The sequence below is a fragment of the Paenibacillus tyrphae genome (assembly GCF_024158745.1).
Lineage (GTDB): Bacteria > Bacillota > Bacilli > Paenibacillales > NBRC-103111 > Paenibacillus_G > Paenibacillus_G tyrfis_A.
Window position 1 is genome coordinate 227,350 of sequence record NZ_JAMZAW010000008.1, and the last position, 17,281, is coordinate 244,630.

Annotated in this window: 18 protein-coding genes; 3 read left to right on the forward strand and 15 right to left on the reverse strand. The window is 53.7% G+C overall.

Annotated elements, in window-relative coordinates:
- Positions 1-244 precede the first annotated feature (244 nt).
- The 6 genes from NI000_RS14145 to NI000_RS14170 form a co-directional block, all read right to left on the reverse strand.
- Positions 245-460 (reverse strand): hypothetical protein, encoded by a 216-nt coding sequence (locus NI000_RS14145; RefSeq protein WP_253411519.1) that lies wholly within the window; start codon positions 458-460, stop codon positions 245-247.
- A gap of 182 nt (positions 461-642) precedes the next feature.
- On the reverse strand, positions 643-1,608 hold the full coding sequence (locus tag NI000_RS14150) for a metal-dependent hydrolase (protein ID WP_253411521.1): 966 nt from the start codon (positions 1,606-1,608) through the stop codon (positions 643-645).
- Between the two features lie 24 nt (positions 1,609-1,632).
- The gene (locus tag NI000_RS14155; RefSeq protein WP_253411523.1) at positions 1,633-2,586 is read right to left on the reverse strand and encodes a lysophospholipid acyltransferase family protein; all 954 of its coding nucleotides are present in this window, start codon (positions 2,584-2,586) and stop codon (positions 1,633-1,635) included.
- 12 nt (positions 2,587-2,598) lie between these two features.
- Positions 2,599-3,372: a GNAT family N-acetyltransferase gene (locus tag NI000_RS14160; protein WP_253411525.1), complete on the reverse strand. Its 774-nt coding sequence runs from the start codon at positions 3,370-3,372 to the stop codon at positions 2,599-2,601.
- Positions 3,373-3,574: 202 nt separating this feature from the next.
- A complete protein-coding gene (locus NI000_RS14165; RefSeq protein ID WP_253411527.1) occupies positions 3,575-4,267 on the reverse strand; it encodes an LrgB family protein in 693 nt (230 codons plus the stop codon).
- Positions 4,254-4,625, reverse strand: a complete 372-nt coding sequence (locus tag NI000_RS14170) for a CidA/LrgA family protein (protein WP_253411529.1) — start codon at positions 4,623-4,625, stop codon at positions 4,254-4,256. The genes NI000_RS14165 and NI000_RS14170 overlap by 14 nt, the downstream gene beginning before the upstream one ends.
- 158 nt (positions 4,626-4,783) lie before the next feature.
- Between NI000_RS14170 and tlp the strand changes: the two genes are divergently transcribed.
- A complete protein-coding gene (gene tlp, locus NI000_RS14175; RefSeq protein WP_253411531.1) occupies positions 4,784-5,005 on the forward strand; it encodes a small acid-soluble spore protein Tlp in 222 nt (73 codons plus the stop codon).
- A 105-nt stretch (positions 5,006-5,110) separates the two neighbouring features.
- Here the strand turns inward: tlp and rnz are convergent, their stop codons facing one another.
- Both rnz and metH read right to left on the reverse strand, forming a co-directional pair.
- Positions 5,111-6,079 (reverse strand): ribonuclease Z, encoded by a 969-nt coding sequence (rnz, locus tag NI000_RS14180; protein ID WP_253411533.1) that lies wholly within the window; start codon positions 6,077-6,079, stop codon positions 5,111-5,113.
- A gap of 144 nt (positions 6,080-6,223) precedes the next feature.
- Positions 6,224-9,658, reverse strand: coding sequence for a methionine synthase (gene metH / locus NI000_RS14185; RefSeq protein ID WP_253411535.1), 3,435 nt, complete (start codon positions 9,656-9,658; stop codon positions 6,224-6,226).
- A 282-nt stretch (positions 9,659-9,940) separates the two neighbouring features.
- Between metH and NI000_RS14190 the strand changes: the two genes are divergently transcribed.
- On the forward strand, positions 9,941-10,483 hold the full coding sequence (locus tag NI000_RS14190; RefSeq protein ID WP_216795297.1) for a 1,2-dihydroxy-3-keto-5-methylthiopentene dioxygenase: 543 nt from the start codon (positions 9,941-9,943) through the stop codon (positions 10,481-10,483).
- 134 nt (positions 10,484-10,617) lie between these two features.
- Here the strand turns inward: NI000_RS14190 and NI000_RS14195 are convergent, their stop codons facing one another.
- The 4 genes from NI000_RS14195 to NI000_RS14210 all read right to left on the reverse strand — a co-directional run bounded on the left by NI000_RS14195 (position 10,618) and on the right by NI000_RS14210 (position 12,844).
- The gene (locus NI000_RS14195; RefSeq protein WP_253411537.1) at positions 10,618-11,415 is read right to left on the reverse strand and encodes an HAD family hydrolase; all 798 of its coding nucleotides are present in this window, start codon (positions 11,413-11,415) and stop codon (positions 10,618-10,620) included.
- 41 nt (positions 11,416-11,456) lie between these two features.
- On the reverse strand, positions 11,457-11,972 hold the full coding sequence (locus NI000_RS14200) for a hypothetical protein (RefSeq protein ID WP_253411538.1): 516 nt from the start codon (positions 11,970-11,972) through the stop codon (positions 11,457-11,459).
- A gap of 257 nt (positions 11,973-12,229) precedes the next feature.
- Entirely contained in the window at positions 12,230-12,424 is a 195-nt protein-coding gene (locus tag NI000_RS14205; RefSeq protein WP_025844334.1) for a DUF896 domain-containing protein, read from the reverse strand.
- Between the two features lie 156 nt (positions 12,425-12,580).
- Positions 12,581-12,844 carry a LysM peptidoglycan-binding domain-containing protein gene (locus NI000_RS14210; protein WP_253411539.1) on the reverse strand — a complete coding sequence of 88 codons (264 nt, stop codon included), beginning with the start codon at positions 12,842-12,844 and terminating at the stop codon, positions 12,581-12,583.
- Between the two features lie 252 nt (positions 12,845-13,096).
- Between NI000_RS14210 and lexA the strand changes: the two genes are divergently transcribed.
- Complete coding sequence (lexA, locus tag NI000_RS14215; RefSeq protein WP_253411541.1) at positions 13,097-13,717, forward strand: transcriptional repressor LexA; 621 nt, start codon at positions 13,097-13,099, stop codon at positions 13,715-13,717.
- Between the two features lie 299 nt (positions 13,718-14,016).
- Here lexA and glnA read toward each other — a convergent pair whose 3' ends face one another.
- The 3 genes from glnA to NI000_RS14230 form a co-directional block, all read right to left on the reverse strand.
- Positions 14,017-15,354: a type I glutamate--ammonia ligase gene (glnA, locus tag NI000_RS14220; RefSeq protein WP_253411543.1), complete on the reverse strand. Its 1,338-nt coding sequence runs from the start codon at positions 15,352-15,354 to the stop codon at positions 14,017-14,019.
- Positions 15,355-15,446: 92 nt separating this feature from the next.
- On the reverse strand, positions 15,447-15,860 hold the full coding sequence (locus NI000_RS14225) for a MerR family transcriptional regulator (protein ID WP_010494149.1): 414 nt from the start codon (positions 15,858-15,860) through the stop codon (positions 15,447-15,449).
- Between the two features lie 169 nt (positions 15,861-16,029).
- Positions 16,030-17,280 carry a methionine gamma-lyase family protein gene (locus NI000_RS14230; RefSeq protein ID WP_253411545.1) on the reverse strand — a complete coding sequence of 417 codons (1,251 nt, stop codon included), beginning with the start codon at positions 17,278-17,280 and terminating at the stop codon, positions 16,030-16,032.
- Position 17,281 lies beyond the last annotated feature (1 nt).

Below are 17,281 nucleotides of genomic sequence, written 5' to 3' on the forward strand. Positions count from 1 at the left end.
GGATCGGAATGACGCGCCTAAGCAGTGTTGAAGCTTGAAGAAAGCATGTCGTACCCTACGCTTTCCCGGGAAAGTTTTTCGTTGTAGAGTCGTCTGGTAAAGGGGCAGTTCCATTTTTGAAGAAAAAGGGATGGGGGGGGGGTACTAACATGAGAAACCGGCAAGCGGCAGTCGAGCAGAAAAGCCTTGGCCTGCCGCTCATCGGACTGGCGGGGTCCCGATCGCTCTAAACGCATGGATTAACTTAGAGCACATCGGAGGAATCGTCGTAGTCGAACCTTATGCCGTCGTGCATAGACACCTTATGAATCGAAGCTGAGTTCATGGCCGCGTTTGCGCTCACCTGGAGCTTGCCCAGCACTTCCTGAAACGGCTGGGCCTTGGCGCCGCTTGATTGCGACCGAATGGCAAGCTGCAGTGCCTGCTCGATCACGGCGATATCCTGGCTTGTAAAATCCATTCCGTCAACCTCCCATGCTTGGATGTTTACTGGAACTATTCTAACCGGATCGTTTTTTATTCATACCTCGGAACAAAACCGTAGTTGCCAATTAATGCACGGGCATACAATGCTTCGCAGCTTTGAATACCTGCGGCCCAATCGTTTTTCGTCAAATTCCGACAACAATTCCTCGACCGTTTTTACACATACGGCGGGTCCCACGCTTTTTTCCTCCAGCCGAGCGTTTGACTCACGACCTTAAGATCCCGGTCGAGCGTTACGTCCACCCCGAAGGGCAGCTCGTGATTGTGCCAAAACCGCATATCCCGCCATCGGACCTCATAGCCGTCCTGCCTCTCGGTACAGGTGACATGCACCCGCTGCGCAAAATGCAAAAACGCCCGCACACCATCGACCGCACGTGTCGCCTCTACGGCCATGCCGCCTTCGGTATGTTTGGCATAAATATCTTTGACCGTCAGCTCTTTGCCATGCACGGTCCCCGTATAAAACGCGTCGCTGCTCTCAAGCACAAACTGCCAGCGAAACCAGTGCAGACTCGGGACGACGTGACATATCCCTTCCAGCCCAAGCTGCATTCTTACAGAGCGGACTACGCCCCGGTGATGAAACAGCCGCCCTCCGATATATACAAACGTAAACGAATAAATCCACAAAAACATCCAGCCCGGATTAAGCCCCGTCGTCAGCCATACAATCAAACCTGCCGCATGTGTACCAAACAGCACCGGTTCGAACAACGGGAGCGCATCGAGGTGATGCCAACGCTGCGAGAACGGACGAAAGCACTGCACGCCGTAAGCATTGAGCCAATCCAGAAATACGTGGAAAACGACCGCCGCCAGCGTCCAAGCAAAAACAAGCGGCTCATGCTCCCATACCCCGAATCCCCAAGCGATCGGAACGGACAGCGCCAGCGGCCATAAAAGCATGGCCGGAAGCGAATGCGTAATTCCCCGATGCACCCGGATATAAGCGGCATAGCCCCGAACCCGGGCAACCGTATCGAAATCCGGCGCATGGGAACCAATCAACGTGGCCGCCAGCACCGCGTGCAGCAGCGCCGGATGTTGAGCCACTTCAGGTTGAAGCATAGCCAGACCGGCCAATGTAGCGCCAAACAACAGATGACTTCCGGTATCCATGCAGCTATACGCCTCCTTTGCTTGTCACGCCGTATGCGTCTTCTGCCGCTCTCGCTCTGTATGAGCCCCTGCTCCGCCACCTTGCTCGGTTTCCCAGCGTTCCTCGGTATTAAACCAATAGAACCACTGTTCGGGCCGCTCCCGAATGACCCGTTCCATGAAACGGTTCAGCACATTCGTTGCCTCGGTCCGCGTCGCTCGCGTGAACGAAGAAGAAAGGTACAGCGGGGCTTCGAACCGCATCCGATGTACCCATCCGCGCTCGCGCCATCCACTGAATGGAATAATGGGCACCCGCTGCTCGATCGATAGGGTCGAAGCACCCTCGGGTGTGCGCGTCATCCGGCCGAAGAAACGAGCGGGCGGAAACGTCGGACGCCAGAAATCCCCCAGCAAAAAGACGACGCCCCCCGCCTGCAAATGCTTCCGCAGCTTACGAAGCAGCTCCAGCGGCGGCGTATTGTCATAATCGAGCCCCGGACAGTCCATGTCCAGAAATTTCAAATAGAGCGGCCGCAGCTCCGGACTTCCGCCGGTGGCAACGGTAAGGCACGAATACTTCCGGCACAAATACCAATAGTAGTAAAAAAAGTTACCTGCATGCGGCGTATATACAATCGCACCGCGGCCTAGACGTAGCGCCTCTTCCAGGTGCGTTTCCCCTTCCGTCCGGAACCGCCATTTCTCGCTGCCAGGCAACCGGTGCGATTCCAGCAAAATTTCATATAGCGCGAAGACGACATTTTCGGTATAGCGAAACGCAGCCTTTCTGATCTCCTGGGCCGAACGCTCCGGCAGCAGTTCCTTCATGTTCCCCTGCACCTTGCGTCTCAAGGCCTGACCGGCGCAGCCATACAGCAGCAGAGCCGCCATTCTGCACAGCGCGGCCATCACGCTTCTCGGCAGCGGACCGCACCGCCGTGTCCAACGCTCGCACGCCTGCCGGTCCGCGCTCACTTTGGCAATCCATTCGTACAAGCTCCCAGCCCCCTACCCGTTTAAGAAATGCTTCTTGTATCTGCGGGTGATCCGTTCCTTTTCCAGCACGATAAAGAAGTCTACCGTATCGAACAGACTGTCGTACGCCGGGTCGCCACCAATCTCCGCCCCAAGCCATTGATAGCCCTTCATCAGAGGAGGCAGCCTGCGGAAGATTTCTTTCTCGGTCAACTCCGATTCGACCACGTTCAGCCCCCGAATCCGGTGCGTTTCCAACGGACGGATGCCGTACCGCTCCGTAATGACCTGCTTGCTGCGAAGCATCGTATAGAGCAGATTCAGCTCCTCCAAATTCGGGAGACGCAAACTGGCGCAGCCGATCAAATAGCGGTAATTCAGCTCGGTCATATACGCAGCAATGCCCTCCCACAGCATTTGAATCGCCCTGCTTCCGCGGTAGGCCGGTGCAATACAGCTTCTCCCGAGCTCCAGTGTCTGGCGCTTCAGCGAATCGAACGCGTGCAGGTCGAATTCGGTTTCCGAGTAGAATCCGATGCCCGAGGTCGCCCGCTCTCCCGGCAGCAGCCGGTACGTGCCGACAACCTCTCCCGTGATTAGATCTTTGACGATCAGATGGTCGCAATAAGCATCGTAGATATCCCGCTCCAATCCGTTCTCGGTTCGCATTCTCATGTTCTTCTCTTCTTCCACAAAAACCTGATACCTCAGACGCAGTGCCTGCTCCACTTCAAAGTCGGTTTCTGCCAGCTTGACGGTCAAGATGGACGGCTCGCTTGCGACTTGACTTGCTGCTTGTCGGATCATCGTCAACACGCCTTTCTCCAAGTAAAGGTTGATGGGATGAAAGATACAGCTTTAGGGTAACAGACGATTATTAGGATAGCGTTTTCGCGGTGTAAAGCTTTTGTAAGGCTTCGCCGGGCTTCAGACATAAAAAAGAACCGTTCGGCAGAACGGCTCCATCATAGTAAGAGACTCTATTTTCTTTAGTCATGCGACTTGGACGTTACCTCAACCACCAATACAGCGGAATAAAAAGCAACGATGTCAAAATCGCCGCAGCGCCCATCGCAAAGCCGCTGACGCTGCCCGCCAGCTCCGAATCGCGGATGATCCGCGCCGTGCCGATGCCGTGCGACGAAGTGCCGATGGCGGTGCCGATCGAGATGTCGTCGCGCACGCCCGCCAGCCGCAGCAGCCCCGGTCCGAACATGCTTCCGATCAAGCCTGTCAGAACAGTCAGCACAGCGGTCAGTTCGGGAATCCCTCCCGCTTGCCGTGAAATCTCAAGCGCAATCGGCGAAGTGACCGATTTGGGCATCATGGTCACAAGCAGTTCGCGACTGCCTCCCAGCACCCATACGAGTCCGGCAGCCAGCAGCAGTGCGCTGATTGAACCTGCAGTAATGCCCGCAGCGATCGGCAGCAGAGCATTGCGGATGCGCTGCGCGTTTTTGTACAGCGGGATGCCAAGTGCTACCGTCGCGGGACCGAGCAGGAACACAATATAGTCCCCGCCTTTTCGGTACGCTTCGTAAGGCACATTCGTGGCGAGCAGGAAGGCGATCACTAGCGCCGAGCACGTCAGCAGCGGATGAAGCGCTTTCCAGCGCTGCTGCAGCGCGAGCGCAAACACATAAGCCAGCACCGTCAGAGCGATGCCGAACAGCGGCTGCTCCGTCCATTCACGGAACGTCATGACGACGGTCCCCCTCCTTCCGTGCGCGTCCGCCGCCAAGGAGCTTAGCTGTCCATCCTGTTACGAGCAGCACCCCGAACGTGCTGGCAAACAAGCTGATCAGGATGGTCATTGCCTGCTCCCCGATCCAAGAAAAAAACACCATCGTCCCAACGACAATCGGCGCAAAGAGCAGCAGCATATGCTTGATCAAAAAGCTGCCGGCCTCCTCTACCCATTCCACCTTAACCCATTTTAGAAACAGACTGGCCGTAAACAAAATCAAACCGATGACGTTTGCCGGAAGCGGAAGCTTCAAGCTGAGCTGCAGGATCGTTCCCAACAAATAAAAACCGAGCAAGATAGCAAAACCGCGCATCAGGAGCCGCCTCCCCTCTCCCCAAAAATATCAGCCCGTTTTCCGCTAGTATGCCAAAGATGATACTTTCATGCATATTCCGGCGCGGACAGTGGCACCGTAAAGATGGTGCGCTATCCAAGCGCCATACTTTTACAATGAAGGAGTTTGATGGAATTATGGCTAAACCGGACAACCGTGCCGACAACGTGGAGCATTTGCAAAACAGCATCGACCACACGATTGAAAACCTGAACGAAGCCGAAGATTATTTGAGCGAGCACGCCGATGAAATCAGCCCGCAGGAGCGGGAGCAAATCGAGTCCAAAAACGAACGCCGCCGCGAAAGCTTGGACGCCTTCCGTTCGGAAATTAAGGACGAAGCCGAAAATCAACAATAATTGCAGCCCGTCAACAGGGCATGATACAAAAACCTCCGGTTCCTTGCAGACATCTCGTAAGGAACGGAGGTTTTTGTCATAGCGGCGATGCGGTACGGACCACACTTACAGCGGAGCCGCTTCACCGGCAGCTGGAGACGTTTTTCGCGCCGGAATGTCCAAACGAAAATGATCGTGCGCAAGATAAGTTTCATCATGGACCGAACGCGCTTCTTCCCGCAGCCGCTCAACCTCCGCGTCCTGATACCGTGAGCTGATATGGGTTAAAACCAACATTTTGGCCCCAGCCTCCTGAGCCGTCCGAGCCGCATCCATTGCTGTAGAATGATCATATTGCACCGCAAGCTCCTTACGGTCCTCCGCAAAGGTCGCTTCATGCACCAGCACATCCGCCTGGCGGGCAAGCGTGACGGCATGTTCGCAAGGCTGAGTATCGCCAAGGATTGTCACGATCCGGCCGGGAACCGGAGGACCGATAAACCGGCTGGCTTCAAGCACCGTGCCGTCCTCCAGCGTAACGGCTTCGCCGTTTTTGATTTTGCCGTACAGCGGTCCTGAAGCGATGCCGAGCTCCTTCAACTTCGCCGCATCAAGCTTCCCCTTCTGCGGCTTTTCTTCGATCCGATAGCCGTAGCTGTCGACTCGGTGAACCAGCGGAGCAGCTTTCACGATGAACTGCTCATCCTCGTACAGCACGAACTCCGCCTTCTCTTCGAACTCCACAATTTTCGTCTCGTAGCCGAGATGGGAATCGCTGATCCGAAGCGCCGTTTCTACAAACTCCCGGATGCCTACCGGCCCGTAAATCGTAAACGGGGTATCCCCCCCTTGATAAGAACGGCTCGACATGAGCCCTGGAAGGCCGTAGATGTGGTCGCCGTGCAGATGGGTAATAAACAGCTTTTCCAGCTTGCTGATTTTGACCGGCGCCCGTAATATTTGGTGCTGCGTCCCTTCCCCGCAGTCGAACATCCAATAAACATTCCGTTCCGCAAGCAGATTTAACATGACGGAGGTGACGTTCCGCTCTTTGGAAGGCATACCGGCACCTGTCCCGAGAAAATACAGCTCCAAGCTCCATCGACCCCATTTCTATCGTTCCGATTGGTAAGAAAGCTTACACACCTTCGTACTTTGGTGAGACAAGCTTTTCTTTTCTTTAAACAAAAGAGTGGAGCGACCAAGGCCCCACCCTGTTATAGCATACCCAAAAAACGGTTATGCGTTGAAATAACGAGCCTGCGGATGCGCAAACACGATAGCCGAGACGGATGCCTCCGGCTCCATCATGCTGCCTTCCGTCAAATGAACGCCGATATCCTCCGGCTTCATCAAAGCAAATAGCTGCTGCTGATCGTCAAGGTTCGGACACGCCGGATAGCCGAACGAGAACCGCTGCCCGCGGTACTTGGCTCCGAAGCGCTCCTGCATCGACATATCGGCCGGGTCCGGGAAGCCCCAAACGTCGCGCATCATTTGGTGTATACGCTCGGCGAACCCTTCCGCAGTCTCAAGAGCCGCCGCTTGAAGCGCATGAGACCGCAGATAGTCGCCTTTCTCCCGCCACTCGGCCGCCAGATTGCTGACGCCATGACCGGCTGTCACAACGAGGAAGCCGACATAATCCATGATTCCACTGTCTACCGGCTTGAGATAGTCAGCCAGACACAAGTACGGCTCCTTCTCCTGCCGTGGGAACGTAAACTTCTGAAGCACCTTGGTATGATCCTCGGGATCGTAGACGAGCACATCGTTGCCGTCAGACTGCGCCGGGAAGAAACGGTACATGCCGTGCGCTTGAAGGATGCCGTTTTTCTGTGCCTCCGCCAGCAGTTCGTCTACGGTTTCTTTAAGCTGCAGCGCCTTCGGATCTTTGTCAGCCAGCAATTGCTCGACTTTCCCCTTCAAGCCAAGATGATGCCCGAGCAGCATCTGCATGTTGATATACGGGATCAGGTGGCTTATCGGGTAATCGCGCAGCACGCGGCGCTCCAAGCTCGGCGGCACCTGCACCGGAACGCTCCGGTCCACCGACGACGTTCTGACGCGGGTCAAGGCCGGCATTTGCTCTTCTTTGCGGCCGGATTCCTTGACATCGGATTCCATGCTGTCCCGAAGCTCCCGTACAAGCTGCTGCCGCTGCTCGGGGTCGCTCAGCTTGTTCGCAATATCCAGCCCGTCCATCGCGTCTTTGGCATATAATACCAAACCGTCATACTCCGGCGCAATGCGCGTCTTGGTGAACTTCCGGGTCAGCGCCGCGCCGCCCACCAGAATCGGCACGTCGATACCGGCCGTCTTCAAGTCCTGCGCCGTAACGATCATTTGCTGCGCCGATTTGACGAGCAGCCCGGACAGCCCGATCGCATCCGGCCGCTCCTTGCGGTATGCATCGATCAACTGCTCCGGCGGCACTTTAATGCCCAGGTTGACGATCTGGTAGCCGTTGTTGGATAAAATGATTTCGACCAAGTTTTTGCCGATATCATGCACGTCGCCTTTGACCGTGGCCAAAATGATTTTTCCTTTCACGGCACTTTCCGATTTTTCCATGAACGGTTCCAAATAAGCAACGGACGCCTTCATGACCTCGGCGCTTTGCAGCACCTCCGCTACGATCAGCTCGTTATTATTGAACAGCCGGCCGACTTCCTCCATACCTTTCATCAGCGGACCGTTAATAATATCGAGCGGTTTGTATTTTTGCAGCGCTACGTCCAAATCCGCGATCAGTCCGTCCTTCGTGCCTTCGACAACGTAAGAGGCTAGCCGCTCTTCCAGCGTTAAGTTCGAAATTTTTTCCTTCTTCTCGACCTTCTTCGTACGGAAGTGCGCTACGAATTCGGCCAGTGTTTCGTCGTTAGTATCATAGATCAGGCTTTCGGCAAGACGGCGCTCTTCTTCCGGTATGGACGCATAGCGCTCCAGCTTTTCCGTATTGACAATCGCATAGTCCAGTCCGGCTTTCGTACAATGGTACAAAAAGACGGCGTTCAGCACCTCGCGGCCCGCCTCCGGCAAACCGAACGACACGTTGCTGAGACCAAGAATCGTCTCGGTGTCAGGCATCGCTTCTTTAATTAACCGGATTCCTTCGATCGTCTCCTTGGCCGAGCCGATATATTGCTGATCTCCCGTTCCGACCGGGAAAACGAGCGGGTCAAAAATAATATCGTTCGGATGCATGCCGTACTTGTTGACCAGCAAATCATAGGAGCGCTTGGCTACTTCCAGCTTGTCTTTGGCCGTAATGGCCTGCCCCCGCTCGTCAATCGTACCGACGACAGCGGCCGCGCCGTATTTATGAATAAGCGGTACGACCGTCTCGAACTTCTCTTCCCCGTCCTCCAGGTTGATGGAGTTGATGATCGCTTTCCCCTGCGAATATTTGAGCCCCAGCTCGATTACCCGATAATCCGTGGAATCGAGCATAAGCGGAACTTTCACTTTTTTGACGACAAGCTCCAGAAACTGCTGCATATCGCTCATTTCATCGCGGTCCGGGTCCTGCAGACAGACGTCGATGACATGCGCGCCGCCTTTCACCTGCGCCCGGGCAATCTCGGATGCTTCCTCATACTTGCCTTCGGCAATAAGCCGCTTGAACTTCCGCGATCCGAGAACGTTCGTCCGCTCCCCGACCATGTAAGGACGGTTCGCATCTTCAATGTAGACCGTCTCGATGCCGGATACCGCGGGCGGATGCTCTCCCCGGTGGCTGCGCGGCTGGTACTGGCCCAGCGTTTCGGCCATCGCGCGGATATGATCCGGCGTCGTTCCGCAGCATCCGCCGGCAATGTTCAGCCAGCCCTGCTCGGCAAAGCCTGCCAGCTTCTTGGCAAGCGATTCCGGCGACTCGTGGTACTCTCCGTTCTCGTCCGGCAGACCGGCGTTCGGATAGCAGCTTACCGCCGTCCCTGCAATATCCGCCAACGTCCGGATATGGTCGCGCATAAATTCCGGTCCTGTAGCGCAATTCAGACCGACCGAAATCGGTTCGAGATGCTCAAGCGAAATATAGAACGACTCGATATTTTGACCCGCCAGCGTCGTGCCCATCGGCTCGATCGTACCGGAAATCATGAGCGGCAGCTTGCGGCCTTCCGTCTCAAACGCTTTGCGGATGCCGATGCTGCCGGCTTTGACGTTCAGCGTATCCTGCGACGTTTCGAGCAGCAGCGCGTCCACGCCCGCTTCCATCAACGCCAGCGCCTGTTCGTAGTAGCTGTCCACGAGTTCGTCGAAGGTGACTCCGCCGGTTACGGAAAGCGTCTTCGTCGTCGGTCCCATTGCACCGATAACGTATCTCGGCCATTCCGGGGTACTATATTTTTCAGCCGCTTCGACGGCCAGCTTGGCCGCTGCCAGGTTAAGCTCCCGCGCCCGGTCCTGTAGATCATATTCTGCCAGTACGACGCTTGTTGCGCCGAACGTATTCGTCTCTACCATATCGGCACCGGCCGCAAAATACGCTTCATGGATTTTACGGATGACGTCAGGCCGGGTTACCACCAAAATTTCGTTGCAGCCATCCAACTCGTCGCCGCCGAAATCGTCTGCGGTTAAATTCTCCTGTTGGATCATTGTTCCCATGGCGCCGTCTAAAATCATAATTTTTTTCTGTAATTGCTCCTGCAATAAAGGCTTGCTCATCCGTGATCCCCTTTCACCCTGCCGCCCCGCTCCATTCTGTCATGGGGTCGGATACTCTTGCAGCCGATCTATGACTCTCGCACCGCACTGCGCATGATACTCACAAATTATGTAACCTTAAGTGTATCAGAAACGATACATGTTGAAAAGCAATTGTGACAAATTTCAGCACTTATCTAATGAATCCTATCGGATTTATATACATTATACATCGACAGATGCGTCCCCTTCCACTATAATAAGAAGCAGAAGTCACGAATTCAAGAAGGAAGAGGGAGAACTATGGCAGAAATTCGCATTCGCAACACCAACGAGCGCATCTCGGGCGAAGCCAACGTGAAAGCATTTTTGGATAAGCAAGAGGTGCTTTATGAGCATTGGAACGCCGATAAACTGCCCGCAGAGCTTCAAGGGAAGTTTTCGTTGACGGACGAGGAAAAATCGCAGATTTTGGCTACCTTCGATGAAGAAATCCGCGATCTGGCTAGCCGCCGCGGCTACCAGACTTGGGACATCGTCGCGCTGTCCGACGCTACCCCGAATTTGGATGAACTGCTCAAAAAATTCGAACAAGTGCATACGCATACGGAAGATGAAGTTCGCGCCATCACGGCCGGCAAAGGAATTTTCATCATTAAGGGGACCGACGATGTCGGCTATTTTGACGTTGAACTGGAAGCAGGCGACGTGATCTCGGTTCCGGAGCACAAGCCGCACTTCTTCACCTTGATGGAAAACCGTCAAATCGTAGCCGTTCGTCTGTTCATCGAAACCGAGGGCTGGATCGCACACCCGTTCGAAGACCCAACTTTCCAAAAGGCGTAAGTGGAACTTTTAAATAAATGAACACTCAAGCAGCAAGCCCCTTGTCAAAGGCGGCTTGTTTTATTTTTAGCGCAATAAAAAACCCACCATTATGAAATGGCGGGCTATTCGACTAGGCAAAATGAGTGCTGATCCTAAGCTTCCAGAGAATCGATGATCTTCTGAATATCCCGGAGGCTCGTAATTTCGTGTGCCGGAGTAATCTCGTCTGCTAACGGGAGCCCATGGCGGTTAATCCACATATTCCGCATCCCGATCGAGTTGGAACCCAAAATGTCCGTTGTCAGCTTGTCCCCGATCATGACGCCTTCCTCGGCCGAAATGCCAAGCAGCTGCATCGCATGCTCGAAAATCGAAACTGCCGGCTTTCCTTCGCCAAACTCGCCGGAAATCACGATATAATCGAAATAAGGAGCAAGCTGCGGGACGCCCGCCAATTTCTCTTTTTGCAGATCAGGCGAACCGTTCGTAAGCAGAAGCAGCTTATACTTCCCTTTCAGTTGATCCAACACCTCGAACGTCTCTTCGTAAACGATCGGACGGTTTCTTCGCTCGGCCGGAAACATCTCCGCCAGCTTCAATCCCAGCGCGGCATCCTCTATCCCCAGAGCCTTTAAGCCGCGGGTCCACGAATCCCGCTGATAGGTCGGGGCCAACGATTGAAGCTTTCGGAATTCTTCCTGCTCTCCTTCGACAAACCGGGCCCACAGCCCTTCAAACGGATTAATTCCGATTTTTTTGGTAAACGGGAACGTCTCGAACGATTCGTACAATGCCCGCGCTTCACGTCTTACCGCTTCCTCAAGTTGGGCAGGATCGATCTCGTAATGCTTGGCGGCCTCGCTGCAGGTCGCCTGAAACGCTTCTTTCACGCTGCGCTCGTCCCAGAGCAGCGTATCGTCCAAATCAAAAAGCACCGCTTTGATTGCCATAAGCCGGATTCCTCTTTCTCTCCAGTGATGTCGGTTCTATCTTAAGATTCTTGCTTAAATGCCACTTGATTTTTTTGAGCAAACTCTTGAAGCTTTTCCTTCGCCGCGTCTACGGGGAATTGATGATAAAATTTCGTGTATCCCCAGCGGGCGCCTTTCGGCTTTAAGGTAATAAAGATCGAATCCTTCGTCACGGAAATTTCGTCGATCATATCCGCACTCATGGTCCGGTCTCCACCGAAGCGACGTGAGGTAAGCGAGTCCGAGCCTATTTTCAATAGCGGCCGACGGACCCAATAAATCAACAGCGCAAGGACAATGTAGCTCGCGCCCGTGAACCAGTACATCTGATCCTGTCCTGCTTGACCACGGAATATGATGAAGCAGAAGATCCCGGTGGCGACCAGGATCATCGGAAGAAACCAGCTGCGTCCTTTGAAGGTAACAGAATTGTCGGACGCGCTTGATTCCGCAATCGTTTCCTTGCCGCTCTTTTTGCGCTGAATGTTGGTTACTTTCGTATTTTTGCGAACCATGCGTTCCCATTTCCGTGACATAGCTGAGCCCCTTTATCCATTCTTTCTACACTTACCGTAAACTCGCTGATCCCGACCGATTTCGTCAGCCGGTACGTCTAAATACGCCAAAAAGTTGGAGCATCCAATATACCGCGCTTTTCCAGCGGCTACTAGATCGTCCAACGTATCGTGCGTATCTCAATTGGATTTAACTCCAATCCCGGACTTGAACTCTGAAACAGACGATGTCGTTCCGTGCGCCCGGAAACGCTGTATCCGTGAAGCAAGTCTCCTCCTTACTTCTTCTCGTCCTCATCCACGAATTTAATGTTGTCCAGTTGAGAACGCAAGGAGGATTTAAAAGAATCGATGTACTTTTTCCTCAGTGCGTTGCGCTCATCCATTTCTTCTTCCGTCAATCCTTCGGCTTTCGCCTTGCGGGCCAACTCGTTGATCCGCTTAACGGTTACGTCGTGCTCCGATTCAATCATGCTTGTCCTCCCGGTATTGTTAGGTCTCCGTTCGTGCATCTACGAACGATAAGAGCTTCATATCAAATTATACTTTGACATTACCGGATTTGAAAGTCAAGAGATAGAGCCGAAGCCTTGCGGAAGAAATTCAGGAAAACCTAAAACGGCTATGTATTATGGAAGCAGCACTTTTTGCCCTTCGTGAATCGTTACGTTCTTCAAGTTGTTCAACTTCCTTATCTGAAAGACGTACTCTCTCAGGTCTTCTCCTTTGGTCGCGTGTGAAGAAGCAATACTCCACAACGTATCGCCTTGAGTTACAACTACGTAAGCTTGAGCGGATACGGTGCTTTTGGCATAAGCGTCATCGTTCACTACCCAAGCGGATACGGTACCTCCGACAAAGAGCAGCAGCATTACCGATATAACAAAAACCATAACTCGCACATATGTTCGGTTTTTTTTCATTTTGCAAGCGGGATCTATAGAGACGGCAGCCGAATTACGATTGTATTGAGCTAGCATTTGACTGTTCTGATACATGAATATCATCCCCCAAACATTTGTTCTGTTCTGAATTTAACACGAACAAATGTTTGTGTCAATCCATTTTTTCGAACTTATGTTTGTACGAACTCCGGTTCTGTGTTATACTCCTAAGTAATGATTACCAAAAATGGAGTGATTCATATGGGCAAGATATCCACTCGCCAGCAAGCTATTCTAGAGTTCATCAAGAACGAGGTCAAAGATAAAGGGTATCCTCCGTCCGTTCGGGAAATCGGCGAAGCGGTCGGTCTTGCTTCCAGCTCGACGGTACACGGTCATTTGGAACGGCTGGAAAAGAAAGGGCTGATCCGGCGCGATCCTACGAAACCCAGAGCCATTGAGATTTTGGACGGCACGACTGGCGACGGCGCATTCGCAGTATCGGTTTCTCGTGTCCCGCTGATCGGACGAGTTACAGCCGGCCTACCGATTACCGCGACAGAGAACATTGAGGACTACTTCCCGCTTCCGAGCAACTTCGTCGGAGACCATAACGTCTTCATGTTGAGCGTCATCGGTGAAAGTATGATCGACGCAGGCATCCGCAACGGGGACTTTGTCATCGTTCGCCAGCAGCAAACGGCCAACAACGGCGAGATCGTGGTCGCTATGACCGAGGACGACGAAGCGACGGTCAAAACGTTCTATAAAGAAAAGGACCACATCCGCCTTCAACCGGAAAACCCGACGATGGAGCCGCTCCGTCTGAAGAACGTATCGATTCTCGGCAAAGTCATTGGCGTATTCCGCAATGTTCATTAATCTTATTCCTACGCAATCAAAATCAAGACTCCTGATCATCAGGGAGTCTTTTTTGCGTCTACCGGGCGTCCCGGCCTATTATCAAACCCCTAACTTCCATTATCTCTATCATGGACAACTCGGAGAATCGGCATACCGTGAATTTGCTGAAGCTGGCGCTCGAACAAATTATCCAAATGTCCGAGATCAAAGAAGCTTGTGCCATGGATGAGGTTCTCGGGTGCATACACCTAAACGCACAAAAGCCTCTCATCATGGCTACACCATCATGAGAGGCTGCTGCTAATGCCCGCTAAGTATTAATAAAGGGTCAAATACTGATCGCGTTCCCAAGCATGTACTTGAGTCCGGTAGATGTCCCACTCGATTTCTTTGAGCTCGACGAAGTGCGCGAGAGCATGATCGCCGAGCGCGTCGCAGATCACGTCGTCACGAAGCAGCTCATCGAGCGCTTGCTTCAGGTCAACCGGCAGGCTAGGGATGCCCTGCTCTTCCCGCTCCTCTTCGGACATCACATAGATATTCCGGTCGGTCGGAGGCGGCAGCTGCATTTTGTTCTTGATGCCGTCGAGCCCTGCTTTAAGCATAACGGCAAGCGCAAGATACGGGTTTGCCGCCGGGTCCGGGTTGCGCACTTCCACGCGCGTGCTGAGACCGCGTGAAGCCGGAATACGGATCATCGGGCTGCGGTTGCTGGCCGACCACGCTACGTAGCAAGGCGCCTCATAGCCGGGCACCAGACGTTTGTAGGAGTTAACCGTCGGGTTCGTAATGGCCGCAAAAGCGCGGGCATGACGCAAAATACCTGCCATGTACTGTCTGGCTAACGTGCTCAGACCCAGCTTGTCGCTTTCGTCGTAGAACGCGTTCTCTTTGCCGCGGAACAGCGATTGGTGGCAGTGCATTCCGGAGCCGTTCACGCCAAACAGAGGTTTCGGCATAAAGGTGGCATGCAGGCCATGCTGTCTCGCGATCGTTTTGACAACGAGCTTGAACGTTTGAATCTGGTCGGCCGCTTTGATAGCGTCCGCATATTTAAAATCAATTTCGTGCTGGCCCGGAGCCACCTCATGGTGAGACGCTTCGATTTCGAAGCCCATCTCCTCCAGCGTCAGTACGATTTCGCGGCGGCAGTTTTCTCCCAAGTCCGTCGGAGCGAGATCGAAATAACCGCCTTGGTCGTTGAGTTCCATCGTTGGGTTGCCTTTTTCGTCGGTTTTGAACAGGAAAAACTCCGGCTCCGGACCGACATTCATCGAGCTGTAGCCCATTTCCTCGGCTTCCTTCAGCACCGATTTCAGAATGCCGCGCGGATCGCCCGGGAACGGCCGGCCGTCCGGCAGGTACACATCGCAAATCATGCGGGCAACGCGGTCTTCCGTCACCCACGGAAAGACGACCCAAGTACTCAGATCCGGGTATAAGTACATATCGGATTCTTCGATACGAACGTAGCCTTCGATGGAAGAACCGTCGAACATCATTTTGTTGTCGAGAGCTTTCTCCAGCTGACTCACAGGAATTTCCACGTTTTTAATCGTACCGAGCAGGTCGGTAAATTGCAGGCGGATGAATCTTACATTTTCTTCCTTAGCGATGCGCAGAATGTCTTCCTTGGTGTATTGTTTATCCGTCACTGTACGATCTCCTCCTTAAACTATGAGACAAATTAACGGAGCGTTGTCCGGACAGGCGCGAAAGCGCTACCGGAACAGGCCCCGGCACAGCCTTACTTGCGGAAAAAGCGGGATAATTCGCCCTGAATCAGCGATACCTGATTCGGACGCTTGCCGCCGCCCAATAACTGCTGCTTAAGCATTCGGTGCAGCTGCGTGTCGGTCAGCTCCCGACGCTTGACCTCGGTTTGCTCGTTCAAGACGGTCGCTTCCTCGGAGTTTTTATCGACCGGCAGCAGCACCTGCTTGATCCCCGCGATGTTGACTCCCTTTTCAATCAAGTCTTTAATCTCGAGCAGTCTCTCGACGTCGTTGAACGAATACAACCGCTGGTTACCTCCCGTTCGGGCCGGGATCACAAGCTCGTGCTGTTCGTAGTACCGGATTTGCCGCGCGGTTAAATCGGTCAGCTTCATTACGATGCCGATGGGAAAAAGCGCCATATTCCTGCGGATATCATCACTCATGAACATCACTCCTAAGCACTTAGAACCTTACTGTTATTGTAACCTTGTTCAAAAAACGTGTCAAGTCATGTAAGGTTTTTGCCTTATGTCAACCCATATTACAGTATATTTTCTCACAAAAAATACGCGGATGACCTGCATCCGCGCATCGAATTACAGACAAACGATGTTATGATAGCAGTCCGCGGTCCATCATATTTTGGATCGCGGTCAGTACGCCCATTTTGCAATGCGAATACGTTAACCCGCCTTGCATATAGGCGATGTACGGCTCCCGGATCGGCGCATCCGCGGAAAGCTCCAGACTTCCTCCCTGGATGAACGTGCCTGCAGCCATAATGACCGGATGCTCGTACCCCGGCATGTCCCAAGGCTCCGGAACGACATGGGCATCGACCGCAGCCGCCTGTTGAATCCCCTGTACGAAAACGATCAAATGCTCAGGCCCCGTGAATTGAACCGCCTGAATCAGATCCGTTCGCGGATCGTTCCAGCGCGGATGCGTCGTGAACCCAAGCTGTTCGAATACCGATGCGGCAAAAACCGATCCCTTAACGGCTTGCCCAACCAAATGAGGAGCCAGAAACAACCCTTGGAAAATAGCCCGGGTCGTCCCTAGCATGGCCCCCACCTCGCCGCCGATACCGGGTGCTGTTAAACGGTAAGAAGCCAGCTCCACGTAGCGGCTCTTGCCTGCGATGTAGCCGCCCGTAGCCGCGAGCCCGCCGCCGGGATTTTTGATCAGCGAACCGGCCATCAAATCGACGCCGACCTCCGTCGGTTCGGTCAGCTCTGTAAATTCCCCATAGCAGTTGTCAACAAATACAACGACATCCGGCTTGATTTCTTTGACGAACCGCACCATCTCTCCGATTTGCGCTACGGTGAACGACGGACGCCAAGCGTACCCGCGGGAACGTTGAATGCCGATCACCTTCGTCCGGGGTGTTATACGCTCCGCAATCGCGGCATAATCCGGGGACCCGTTCTCCAGCAAGGCGACCTCCTGGTAAGCAATGCCCCAATCCTGAAGCGAGCCTTGCCCGTCTCCCGGCTTGCCGATCACTTTATGCAGCGTATCGTAGGGCCGTCCGGTCATCATCAACAGCTCGTCTCCAGGACGAAGCACCCCGAACAGTGCCGTGCCAATCGTATGCGTTCCCGAAACGAAATGCGGCCGGACAAGCGCGGCCTCGGCGCCGAACACGTCGGCATACACCAGATCGAGCACTTCCCGTCCCCGATCGTTATAACCGTAGCCTGTCGAGCCCGCAAAATGATAATCGCTCACTTTATGCTTCTGGAAAGCACGGATGACCTTCCATTGATTCCGGTCGATCACGCGGTCGATCTCTTTCAATTTCCCCTCAATCTGCAGCTCGGCCTGCTCCATCAGGCCAAGCACCTTCTCCTTATACATC